This window comes from Paramicrobacterium chengjingii (assembly GCF_011751765.2).
Taxonomy (GTDB): domain Bacteria; phylum Actinomycetota; class Actinomycetes; order Actinomycetales; family Microbacteriaceae; genus Paramicrobacterium; species Paramicrobacterium chengjingii.
Genome location: NZ_CP061169.1, coordinates 1761652 through 1773467 on the forward strand (window position 1 = coordinate 1761652; position 11816 = coordinate 1773467).

Here is an 11816-nt window from a genome sequence, read left to right on the forward strand (position 1 = left end):
AACAATCGGCAAAGGGAGAAGCTCAGTGTCGGAGCAGAATTTTGACATCGTCGTACTCGGCGGCGGAAGTGGCGGATACGCAGCGGCGCTCCGAGCGAGCGAGCTCGGATTCTCTGTCGCGCTGATCGAGAAAGACAAGGTCGGCGGCACGTGTCTTCACCGCGGGTGCATTCCGACGAAGGCGCTACTGCATGCAGCCGAGGTTGCCGACAGTGCGCGTGACTCCGAGAAGTTCGGAGTGAAAACCTCGTTCGAGGGAATCGACATCGAGGGCGTAACGAAATATCGTGAGGGGATCGTCGCCAAGAAGTACAAGGGCCTTCAAGGTCTTGTGAAGGCACGTAAGGTGACGACGATCGAAGGCGAGGGACGCCTCACCTCGCCAACGACTGTTCAGGTCGGTGACACGACAGTCACCGGTAAGAACGTGATTCTCGCTACGGGTTCGTACAGCCGCTCGCTTCCCGGTCTTGAGATCGGCGGCAGGGTAATCACAAGCGAAGAGGCACTTGCACTCGATTACGTGCCCAAGAAGGTGGCGGTTCTCGGCGGTGGCGTGATCGGCGTGGAATTCGCTAGCGTCTGGCGTTCGTTCGGCGCTGACGTCACCATCATTGAGGGACTCCCCCATCTGGTTCCGAACGAAGACGAAACGATCAGCAAGCTTCTTGAGCGGCAGTTCCGTCGCCGCGGCATCGATTACAAGATCGGCATCAAGTTCAAGAGCGTCGACCAAAACGACGATGGAGTTCAGGTCACCCTCGAGAACGACGAGACGATTGACGCCGACCTGCTGCTTGTCGCTGTCGGACGGGGCCCGGTGACAGAGGGCCTTGGCTATGACGAGGTCGGCATCGAGATGGATCGTGGCTTCGTTCTGACGAACGATCGCCTCGAGACGAACGTGCAGGGCGTCTACGCCGTCGGTGACATTGTGCCTGGTCTGCAACTGGCGCACCGTGGATTCCAGCAGGGCATCTTCGTCGCCGAAGAGATCGCGGGACAGAACCCGGTCGTGATTCCCGATACTCACATCCCCAAGGTGACGTACTGTGACCCAGAGGTTGCGTCGGTCGGACTCTCGGAGGCGAAGGCCAAAGAAGAATACGGCGACGACAAGGTGACGGCGTACGACTACAACCTCGCGGGCAATGGCAAGAGCGAGATCATCGACACCAGCGGACTCATCAAGGTCGTCCGTGTCAACGACGGTCCCGTCGTCGGCGTGCACATGATCGGCGCACGCGTCGGTGAGTTAATAGCCGAGGGGCAGCTTGCGGTGAACTGGGAAGCGTACCCCGAGGACGTCGCTCCGCTGATTCATGCACACCCCACTCAGAACGAAGCCCTGGGCGAAGCATTCCTCGCGCTTGCAGGCAAGCCCCTGCACGCGCTCTGATCGTTACGCTAGGAGTAGGAATTGCTTTTAAAGGAGACTAGGTCATGAGCGAAACGGTCAATCTTCCGGCACTCGGTGACAGTGTCACTGAAGGGACCATCACCCGATGGCTGAAGAACGTGGGCGATCACGTTGAGATCGACGAGCCTCTGCTTGAGGTGTCGACGGACAAAGTCGACACGGAAATCCCCTCCCCTGTCGCGGGAGTGCTCGAGGAGATCTTTGCCTCGGAAGACGACACCATCGATGTTGGTGCGCCGCTCGCTACAGTCGGTGACGGTTCCGGAGCATCCGGTTCGGGTTCTTCCTCCGAGCCTGCTTCGGAAGAGACCACGGAATCAGCAGCTCCTGCTCCAGCTCCTGAGGCAGAACCCGAACCACAACGAGAGCCTCAGCACGTCGACTCGGACACTCACGACGACGCTGACTCTCCTGCCGCTGACGAGCCGGCTGCGTCAGGAAGCGACGAGACCAGTGACGTAGACGCCCCTCAGTCGACGGAGCCCGCAGAGTCTGCGGGTGCCTCGTCGTCAGCTGAACCGGTTGATGTGACGGGCAATGCTGGATACGTCACCCCGTTGGTGCGACGCTTGGCCAACCAGCATGACGTCGATCTTTCCACGGTGACGGGAACGGGCGTCGGAGGGCGCGTCCGCAAGGAAGACGTCCTGGAAGCGGCTGCGCGCACCGACGACACGCCAGCTGAAGCGACAACTCCAGCGGCCGTGTCGGAGCTTCGTGGAACAACGCAGCCGATGACACGTCTCCGCAAGGTCGCTGCCGAGCAGGCAGTGGCCTCGCGTCAGGCGACGGCGCAGGTGACCACGGTGATCGAGGTTGACGTCACATCGATCGCCGACCTCATCGCGCGGGTGCAAGACGCGTTCACCGAGAAGACTGGAAAGGCTCTCGAGTTCATTCCGTTCTTCGCCAAGGCGGCGACGCAGGCTCTGCAGGAGCATCCGATCATCAATGCGACGGTAGACGGCGAGCAGATCGTCTACCCGGGCGCCGAGAATCTCAGCGTTGCCGTTGACACTGATCGTGGTCTGCTCAGTCCGGTCGTCAAGAATGCGTCGTCGCTTGACGTCGCTGGGCTGGCAACGGCCATCCACGATCTTGCAGAACGTACGCGCTCCAACGGCCTCAAGCCAGACGAGTTGTCGGGCGGTTCGTTCACGATCGCAAGCTCAGAGGCACGCGGCGCCCTTTTTGAGACTCCCGTGGTGTTTCTGCCGCAATCTGCATCGCTCAGCAGCGGAACGGTGACAAAACGTGTCGCAGTTGTCGATGCGGGTGGAGTTGACGCCTTCGCCGTCCGTTCCACTGTGTACTTCTCGCTCTCGTACGACCAGCGCATCATTGACAGCACGGACGCATCACGCTTTCTCGATTCAATCAGGCACAGTCTCGAGAACGATGACTTCGAGGGACAGCTCGGTCTCTAAGCGTCGAACACATCGCGAATCAACCAGCCGGTCTCCGTCTTCACGAGCAAGACGGAGACCGGCTTGTTCGTGTCGGCGTTGTGAACGCTCGTCACGACCACGATGACAGCGCCCCCGGTTTCGCTCTGCGCGTCGAGCGTTCGCTTCGCTTTGTCAAGGCTGAGTACGGGAAACGGGTCTGTCTTTCCCAACTCGGCAGCGGCCGTCTCTGCAGATAGAGCGGGTGACATCGGTTCATAGACGGAGGCGAGACACTGTGCCGAAGCGGTGCGTTCGCGACACGTCGAACGCACAGCCAGCAGCTCAGTAAGAGCGTCAACAGGTGTCAGAGATGTCGAGGCCGCTGGCATCGTGATGCTCGTCGATTGCGGCGTGGTCTGCGGCGATTCATCTGCCGACGACGACGGAGGGATCAGCCAGAGTGCTCCAGCGACGCTCGCGAGGAAGACAAGAACGGCAACGAGTGTGAGGCGGCGTCTGCGTGTCGTACGCGCAAAGGCAGAGAAAAGGTGTCGGAGCGGCGTGACGAGAACAGGAAGGGAGAACGAGACCTCCCCTTCTAGCAGACGCGACAGCGTCGAGTCCTGCCCTCTCTCCCGAAGGGAGGCGGATCGCCGCGCAACGTTACGATGTCCGGTCGGTTCCGGTTCCTGCCCGACGGCAAACGGAAGCGGTTCCGCGAGAGCGAAGATGCGGCACTCAAGATCGGCGTAGAGATCCGCGGAAGGCTTGCCGTCGCGTGAAAGCTGGTTGTGCAGCCAACCGGTGACGTCGGAAAGTGCGCGTGACCGTGAGCTCTCATCGCTATGTTCGAGGGCAGCCGTGATCAGATGGGCGAGACCTTCAAGGTCGGCACGAATGCTGCTCGGGGTAGCAGGCAGGCCGCCGTCTGCTCCGACAAGAACGGGACGTCCGTCGGACGCGAGCCTAACGTGCGCGACATCGACCGCCCCATGGGTACTTCCGCTGTCATGAAGAGCTCGCAGGGTCGTTGCGAGCGGAGCGGCAAGGGTCACGACCGACCCAGCAGCAATATGTCCTCCGCCCTCAAGCTGCTGGCTGAGCCGGCTTCCGAGCCGTTCGCAGACAAGGACGGGCTCACCCGTGGAGTTCACTCCAACGTCACGCGCCAACTGCAGGTGAGCACGTGGTGCGCGAGAGCTGAGATCGAGCTCATCTCGCGCACGTGCGGGGCCGTCTGGCCCCGGGAATACACGCAGAACGACGTGATCGTCGTGCAGGTCGCGAGCCAAGAACGCGTGAGTGCGTTCGCCCGTGTGTATGCGTCTCAGCACGCGGAAACCGCAGAGCTCGCCCTCCAGACGCACGTCGCGCATGGTCGCATGTGCGGAGGATACTTCGGAACGTCTCATGATCCGAGTGTCGCGTTTATCACGACGATGGCGGCGAGAATCGAGCCTCATTGTGAGCAACCTGCGCGCGATCGTGCGCTGTGGGCGAAAGTTCGATGCTCTGGGGCCAGGTGGGGAGAAAACGAGGGCGCCTTGTGACGTATCCTTAATGTCATGGCACGAGAGTCAAAACGCGCAAAATCTCCGAAGGAACCTGGCCGCCTCAAGCAGATGTGGCAAGTCTTCCAGATGACGCGTCGCTACGATTCCATGGCGCAATGGTGGATGCTGCTCGGGCTCGTGCTTGGCGTTGCAGCCGGAGTGCTGCTCGCGGTTTTGCTCGCAGGTGGCAACGTCTTCATGATGATCATGTGGATTCTGTCTGGCCTGCTCGCTGGTCTGCTCGCTGCCATGATCATTCTCGGTCGTCGTGCGGAGAAAGCAGCTTACAGCCAGATCAGCGGCCAGGCGGGCGCCGTCGGCGCCGTGTTCAAGAGCTCTCTTCCGCGCGGCTGGGCTGGAAGTGAAATGCCCGTCAACGTGAACGGTCGCACCCAAGACGCCATTTATCGGGCAGTCGGGCGCGGCGGTGTTGCGCTTGTCGCTGAGGGGCCGGCGTCTCGCACTAAGCGCATGCTCGATGACGAACGCCGCAAGGTGAAGCGCGTTCTTCCGAATGTTCCGATCTCGGTATTCCAGGTCGGACCCGATGAGGGCTCCATTCCGCTGTACAAGCTTGCGAAATCAATGCGTAAGGTGAAGCGCGAACTGACGAAAGCCGAAGTTCTTGCTGTGACGAACCGACTGGGATCGCTCAATAACCAGTTGCCGATTCCGAAGGGCGTTGACCCGTACAAGGTTCGTCCTCAGCGTGCACGCTGAGCAATCAGCCCCGAATGAGCACGGTTGCGGCGATCTTGTCGTGAAAGCCGCGCTGGTCTGAATCCCAGACGAGCAGCGGGAGAATAAGGCACAAGAGCAGCGTTCGTACGATCGCCCGCCATAATCCGATATAACCCCCGACAATCGGGACCAAACGCATGCCGCACAGCCGATGGCCGACACTCCCACCGATTGTTGGAATGAAAAGAATCTGGAGCAGGGCGAAAACCACTGGAATCGTTGCCGGATTCTGTGCCACTGCGGTGAGCGACGGCAATGCAACTCCAGCGCCAGAGACGATGACTGATGCAATTGCCCAGTCGATGATGACGCCCAGCAGCCGACGCCCGAACCGGGCAATGCTGCCGTGTCCCTCCCGCGGAAGACCGAGCCGCTCCCCGGGATATTCACTCGGAGCAAGATCTCCGAAAGTCTGACCAGGTATGTTGGAAGGTGGCACGAAGCCATTCTAGCTGTGCCGCACTAACGAAACATCATGGAAACATGAGCGATATCGTCGAGAAATCGCTCGGCTCTATGGTGGTGGTCGTTGCATCGTGCAGCTTGATCAGAGTCAGACATCTGGAGTGACCCGCATGTTCAGTTCCCCCTCGGAAGTTCTCGATTTCATCACGGAGACAGATGTCAAATTCGTCGACATCCGTTTCACGGATCTACCGGGGGTGCAGCAGCACTTCAACATCCCGGCGTCCACGGTTGACGAGGAATTTTTCAGCGTGGGTCAGTTGTTCGACGGGTCATCGATCCGCGGCTTCGCCAGCATCCATGAATCGGATATGCAGCTCATCCCTGACGTTTCGACTGCGTACGTCGACCCGTTCCGTCGTGAGCGCACCCTTGTTTTGATCTTTGACATCTACAACCCCCGCACTGGTGAGATCTATTCGAAAGATCCTCGTCAGGTTGCGAAGAAGGCCGAAAAGTACCTCTCGTCGACGGGCATCGCAGACACGGCGTTCTTCGCACCGGAAGCCGAGTTCTATATTTTCGACGACGTCCGCTATGAGGTAAAGGAGAACTCGGCATTCCACAGCGTTGACTCCAGCGAAGGCGCATGGAACTCCGGGCGTGAGGAAGCCGGCGGAAACCTTGCGAACAAGACTCCATTCAAGGGTGGATACTTTCCCGTGAGCCCCGTCGACCAGCACGCGGACCTGCGCGACGACATCTGCATCAAACTCGGCGATGTTGGCCTTGAACTCGAGCGAAGCCACCACGAGGTCGGCACGGCAGGCCAAGGTGAGATCAACTACCGGTTCGACACGATGGTGCACTCGGCAGACGACATTCTGAAGTTCAAGTACATTGTCAAGAACACCGCGACGCAGTGGGGCAAGACGGCGACGTTCATGCCGAAGCCGCTCTACGGTGACAACGGGTCGGGCATGCATACGCACCAGTCGCTCTGGAACGGCGGCACGCCGCTGTTCTATGATGAGAACGGGTACGGTGGGCTCTCTGATGTCGCTCGCTGGTACATCGGCGGGCTGCTCGCTCATGCCCCCGCGGTGCTGGCGTTCACGAACCCGACAGTCAACTCGTACCACCGCCTCGTTCCCGGATTCGAAGCGCCCGTGAACCTCGTGTACTCGGCGGGTAACCGATCGGCATCCATTCGCATTCCGATAACGGGAACGAATGCCAAGGCAAAGCGTATCGAGTTTCGTGCCCCGGATGCCTCGGGTAACCCGTACCTCGCGTTCGCTGCCCAGCTCATGGCGGGTCTCGACGGCATCAAGAATCGCATTGAGCCGATGGAGCCGATCGACAAAGACCTCTACGAGCTTCCACCGGAAGAGGCGAAGGGAATCCCGCAGGTTCCTGCCTCGCTCGGAGCCGCGCTCGAGGCTCTCGAAGCGGATCACGACTTCTTACTCGAGGGCGGCGTGTTTACGCGCGAGCTCATTGACACGTGGATCGACTACAAGCGCGAATACGAGCTGAAGCCTCTGGCGTTGCGGCCGCATCCCTATGAGTTTGAGCTGTATTACGGCGTGTAGATCCCCACACGCAGCGAAAGGGCCAGGCGACGCCGAGTCGGCTGGCCCTTTTGCACGCTGTCGTCCGTTAGAACGCTCGCGTATGGGGGATGTCGGGGCGTCCGTAGAAGGACTGCTCGAAAACACGTCGCGCGCGGCGCGTAATGGCAAAGTAATCTTCCTCGAGCAGCGCGGCAGAACCCGGCGGATAGTCGAGAATTCGAGCGATGCCCTCAAGCTGCCTGCGTTCGATGGGCAGAACATCGGTGGTGCGGTTGAGCCACAAAGTCATCGCCGAGCGTGCACGAGACGAGAAGATCCACGCTTCCCTCAGCTGGATTGCGTCGTCTGTCTTGATAAGCCCATGTTCGGCCGCAACATCGAGAGCTTCAAGAGTGGATGTCGTCTGTAGCGCGGGGATGCTGTGCGCGTGCTGCAGCTGGATGAGCTGAACGAACCATTCAACGTCGCTGAGGGACCCTCTGCCGAGCTTGACATGACGCAGAGGATCAGCGCCGCGAGGCAGTCGCTCGTTTTCCATACGTGCCTTGATTCTCTTGACTTCGCGCACGTCGTTCTCACTGATCTGAACAGGGTATCGAACGGCATCGGCAAGTGATATGAAATCGGTGACAAGACTTTCATCGCCGGCCACCCCTCGTGCGCGAAGCAATGCCTGCGCTTCCCAGGTGAGCGACCACCGTTCGTAATAGCGGCGGTACGACTCGAGTGAGCGGACGACGGGGCCGTTTTTTCCTTCAGGACGCAGGTCGACGTCGAGATCAAGAGGCAATACGGGGTCATCAGTCAGGCGCGTCAGTTCAGACACATATTTCTGCGCGACTGCTTGAGCCTTCTCAGTTTCTTCTGTGAGAGCCCGGAACACATAGACGACGTCAGTATCGGATCCGAATCCGAGTTCCGCTCCCCCGAACCGTCCCATTCCAATCACCGCAAACTCGACAAGTTCTCCCCCAGGCACGGTCGATCTGATCTGTCGAAGCATTCCCTGCAGTGTCGCATCGGTGATGTCGGCAAGGGCGGGCCCCAGCTCGGTAACGCCATCGATGTCGAGAACCGCTCCGAGAGCGAGGCGAAGTATCTCGCGGCGCCGAACCCGGAGCACAGCCTTAGTTGCACGTTCGAGAGATTCGTGGCGTGAGAATATCGCCTGCATCTCGGCTCGGAGCGCAGCGAGGTCAAGGGGTCGAAGCTCGCGGTCCTTTTCAAGCCAGGCAGACGATTCAGGGAAAGCCGCGAGAAGCTCGCCGACATACCGGGAACTTGACAGCACACGAGTAAGTCGTTCCGCGACCATTGATGAGTCGCGCAGCATGCGCAAGAACCAATGAGTGGATCCGAGCGCATCGCTCAGGCGCCGGAACGCGAGAAGGCCATAGTCAGGGTCGGTCCCCTCGGCGAACCAGCGGAGCATGACGGGAAGCAGATGGCGCTGGATCGTCGCGCGTCGTGATACCCCCGCGGTGAGTGCGGCGATGTGTGCGAGAGCGCCTCGAGGATCACGAAACCCAATCGCCGTAAGCCGGGCCTTCGCTTGATCCGTACTCAGTGCCAACTCGTCTTCGGGCAATGCCGCGACAGCGCTGAGGAGCGGGCGATAGAAGAGACGCTCATGAAGCTCGCGCACATCGTGTTTCGTCTTTTCCCACGTGCGCAGCAAACCAGCGGCACCACCCGGCCGGCGAGTGGAACGAGCAAGTACACGGAGGCTCTCTTCATCGCGAGGCATCAGATGAGTGCGGCGCAGCCGCACAAGCTGCAGACGATGTTCGAGAACACGCAAGTACGCGTAAGCCTCGGCAAAGTCGGCCGATTCCTGTCGACCGATATAGCCGGCGTCAGACAGCGCAGTGAGGGCGGGAAGCGTGCCGCGTTGACGAACGCTCTCGTCGGTCTGCCCATGCACAAGCTGCAGGAGCTGAACGGTGAACTCCACATCCCGCAGACCACCCGGCCCGAGTTTAATCTGACGCTGAACTTCATCCGAGGGAATATTCGCCGTTACGCGTCCCCGCATTGCTTGCACGGACTCGACGAAGTCTTCGCGATGCGCGGTCGCCCAGACGAGCGGCGATGTGGCGGCAACGTACTCGCTGCCGAGATCCGCATCGCCAGCAAGCGGTCGCGCCTTGAGGAGCGCCTGAAATTCCCAACTCTTTGCCCATCGCTCATAGTAGGCAATATGTGAGTCGAGAGTACGTACGAGCGCGCCGTCTTTGCCCTCTGGGCGCAAATTTGGGTCGACCTCCCAGAGGCCAGGTTCGCTATCAGGCTCGTCGATGATTCGCTGAATCTGCATTGCGAGTCGTGTAGCCACATCAATGGCGCGACTTTGACTGAGCTCTCCCTCGCTCTCAGCGACGTAGATCACATCGACGTCGCTAACGTAATTGAGTTCTCGTGCCCCGGCCTTCCCCATGCCGATCACCGCGAATCGAGTACGCTCGACATCCGCGCGCGGAAAGATCGGGTTTCCGACGGGAGGATCGCACAGACGCGTACGTGCAATGGCGAGTGCGGCCTCGAGTGCGGCGGCAGCTGCGTCTGCAAGAAGGCTCGTTACGCTATCGAGAACTTCGGTGGGGTCGTCAGCGGTGAGGTCAAAGATGACGATTCGGGTAAGGATGCGCCGATATCTCTCACGGAGTAGGCAGACTGCGACGTCATCCGCCGATTCGGCGAAGCCGTTGCGCACCCCGAGTGCGGTGAAGAGGTCGTTTTTCATCTCGGAGGCTGTAGGCATGGGAGCATCCGTGAGGGTTGTGACGTTGAGATGCTCGGGATGTCTCAGAAGAAACTCTGCGAGCCCGCTCGACGCGCCCAGCACGCGCACAAGGGCTTCGCGTTGAGACCGGTCAGCCCAGCGGGCCTTCACCGATCCAGAATCCGAGCGTTCCAGATCGATGAGGTGATTGAGCGCAGCGTCAGGGTCCGCGGCAATACTGAGCTCAGGAGCGATCTCCTCGGGTGGGATGCTCAGGAGTTCGCTGAGCTCCGTCAACCAGTGACGCGCTTCGCTGAGCCGTGAGAATCCCGCACGAGCAAGCCCACTGAGAGCCGATTGATCACGTTGAGCCATGGAGGCTCACAAGGCTGTCAGATTCGTGCGCAACTCATAGGGAGTGACTTGAGCGCGATAGTCATACCATTCCTGGCGCTTGTTGAGCATGAAGTAGTCGTAGACCTGTGAACCGAGAGTCTCGGCAACGAGCTCAGACTGCTCCATATATTGCACGGCGTGATCGAGGTTTGACGGCAACGGCTCATAGCCGAGGGCCCTCCGCTCGGCATCAGACAGGCTCCAGACGTTGTTCTCGGCCTCAGGCGGAAGTTCGTAGCCCTCTTCGATACCCTTCAAACCTGCGGCGAGCATGAGAGAGAACGCCAGGTAGGGGTTGCACGCCGAGTCGATTCCACGGTATTCGACGCGAGAGCTCTGCCCCTTGTGCGGCTTATACATCGGGACTCGGATGAGGGCTGAGCGATTGTTGTGCCCCCAAGTTACAAAGCTTGGTGCCTCATCGCCGCCCCAGATGCGCTTGTATGAGTTCACAAATTGATTAGTGACGGCGGTAATCTCTTGAGCGTGGGTCAGAAGGCCGGCGATAAACTGACGACCGACCTTCGACAGCTGGTACTGCGCGCCGGCCTCGTAGAAGGCGTTTGTGTCCCCTTCAAAAAGCGACATATGCGTGTGCATTCCTGAACCGGGTTGTCCTGACATCGGCTTCGGCATGAACGTGGCGTGGACGCCCTGTTCGATGGCCACCTCTTTCACAACCGTGCGAAAAGTCATGATGTTGTCTGCCGTCGTGAGCGCATCCGCATACCTGAGGTCGATCTCGTTCTGCCCGGGGCCACCTTCGTGATGGCTGTATTCGACGGAGATTCCGATGTCTTCAAGCATGGTGACGGCGCGCCGGCGAAAATCGTGCGCGGTTCCACCTGGAACATTGTCAAAGTACCCAGCGTCGTCGACGGGCACGGGGCTGCCATCGACAATCGTCGTGGATTTCATCAGGTAGAACTCGACCTCTGGGTGGGTATAGAACGTAAAGCCGAGATCTTTCGCTTTCTCGAGCGTGCGTTTCAGTACATGTCGAGGATCTGCAGCGGCCGGCTGCCCATCCGGTGTGGTGAGATCGCAGAACATGCGAGCGGTCGGGTCGATCTCACCTCTCCACGGAAGCACCTGGAACGTGCCTGGATCGGGAAGCGAGAGCAGGTCAGACTCGTAACTTCGGGTGAAGCCCTCAATCGCTGAGCCGTCAAACCCAAGGCCCTCGACGAACGCGCCTTCCACCTCGGCCGGCGCGATCGCGACAGATTTGAGGGTTCCGACGACGTCAGTGAACCAGAGTCGGACGAACTTGATTCCTCGCTCCTCGATCGTGCGAAGAACGAAGTCCTGCTGCTTGTCCATCCACTCCCCTTTCGATGGCCGGTGGCGGCACTTTCCAGGCTAGTCGGTGACAGGGCTGCCCGTGCGTGACGGGACTCGGTTCATCTCTCGGATTCTTCCTCTTCCGCCCACTTGCGGCTATTTTCCGCAAGTCGATCCAGCGCGTGCGACGCCTCGTCTTGGGTGTCAAACGGACCAACCCTGTCGACGGAGGGCGAGACGTACCCGTGCTCCACCTCGCCGGACTTGAGGTTGTACCAATACTTCTTTGACGGATCGTCAGTCATCGGTGCTCCCTTGTGCTCACTTAGG

Annotated in this window: 9 protein-coding genes; 4 read left to right on the forward strand and 5 right to left on the reverse strand. The window is 59.9% G+C overall.

The window, feature by feature from the left end:
- Window positions 1-25 precede the first annotated feature (25 nt).
- Together lpdA and sucB are read left to right on the forward strand one after the other, a co-directional pair.
- Complete coding sequence (gene lpdA, locus HCR76_RS08600; protein ID WP_166990019.1) at window positions 26-1399, forward strand: dihydrolipoyl dehydrogenase; 1374 nt, start codon at window positions 26-28, stop codon at window positions 1397-1399.
- Window positions 1400-1443: 44 nt separating this feature from the next.
- The gene (gene sucB, locus HCR76_RS08605; RefSeq protein WP_166990021.1) at window positions 1444-2847 is read left to right on the forward strand and encodes a 2-oxoglutarate dehydrogenase, E2 component, dihydrolipoamide succinyltransferase; all 1404 of its coding nucleotides are present in this window, start codon (window positions 1444-1446) and stop codon (window positions 2845-2847) included.
- On the opposite strand, the gene HCR76_RS08610 is transcribed toward sucB, so the two are convergent.
- A complete protein-coding gene (locus HCR76_RS08610) occupies window positions 2844-4220 on the reverse strand; it encodes a serine/threonine-protein kinase (RefSeq protein WP_166990023.1) in 1377 nt (458 codons plus the stop codon). The genes sucB and HCR76_RS08610 overlap by 4 nt on opposite strands.
- Before the next feature lie 153 nt (window positions 4221-4373).
- Between HCR76_RS08610 and HCR76_RS08615 the strand changes: the two genes are divergently transcribed.
- Window positions 4374-5081, forward strand: a complete 708-nt coding sequence (locus tag HCR76_RS08615; protein ID WP_166990025.1) for a DUF4191 domain-containing protein — start codon at window positions 4374-4376, stop codon at window positions 5079-5081.
- Window positions 5082-5085: 4 nt separating this feature from the next.
- Here the strand turns inward: HCR76_RS08615 and HCR76_RS08620 are convergent, their stop codons facing one another.
- Complete coding sequence (locus HCR76_RS08620) at window positions 5086-5541, reverse strand: RDD family protein (RefSeq protein ID WP_244971523.1); 456 nt, start codon at window positions 5539-5541, stop codon at window positions 5086-5088.
- Window positions 5542-5677: 136 nt separating this feature from the next.
- Here HCR76_RS08620 and glnA (HCR76_RS08625) point away from each other — a divergent pair, with 136 nt between their 5' ends.
- Complete coding sequence (glnA, locus tag HCR76_RS08625) at window positions 5678-7102, forward strand: type I glutamate--ammonia ligase (protein WP_166990027.1); 1425 nt, start codon at window positions 5678-5680, stop codon at window positions 7100-7102.
- 67 nt (window positions 7103-7169) lie between these two features.
- On the opposite strand, the gene HCR76_RS08630 is transcribed toward glnA (HCR76_RS08625), so the two are convergent.
- The 3 genes from HCR76_RS08630 to HCR76_RS08640 all read right to left on the reverse strand — a co-directional run bounded on the left by HCR76_RS08630 (window position 7170) and on the right by HCR76_RS08640 (window position 11791).
- Window positions 7170-10181 (reverse strand): bifunctional [glutamine synthetase] adenylyltransferase/[glutamine synthetase]-adenylyl-L-tyrosine phosphorylase, encoded by a 3012-nt coding sequence (locus tag HCR76_RS08630; protein ID WP_166990028.1) that lies wholly within the window; start codon window positions 10179-10181, stop codon window positions 7170-7172.
- A 6-nt stretch (window positions 10182-10187) separates the two neighbouring features.
- Window positions 10188-11525 carry a type I glutamate--ammonia ligase gene (gene glnA / locus HCR76_RS08635; protein WP_166990030.1) on the reverse strand — a complete coding sequence of 446 codons (1338 nt, stop codon included), beginning with the start codon at window positions 11523-11525 and terminating at the stop codon, window positions 10188-10190.
- Between the two features lie 80 nt (window positions 11526-11605).
- Window positions 11606-11791, reverse strand: a complete 186-nt coding sequence (locus HCR76_RS08640; protein ID WP_166990032.1) for an SPOR domain-containing protein — start codon at window positions 11789-11791, stop codon at window positions 11606-11608.
- Between the last annotated feature and the right edge of the window lie 25 nt (window positions 11792-11816).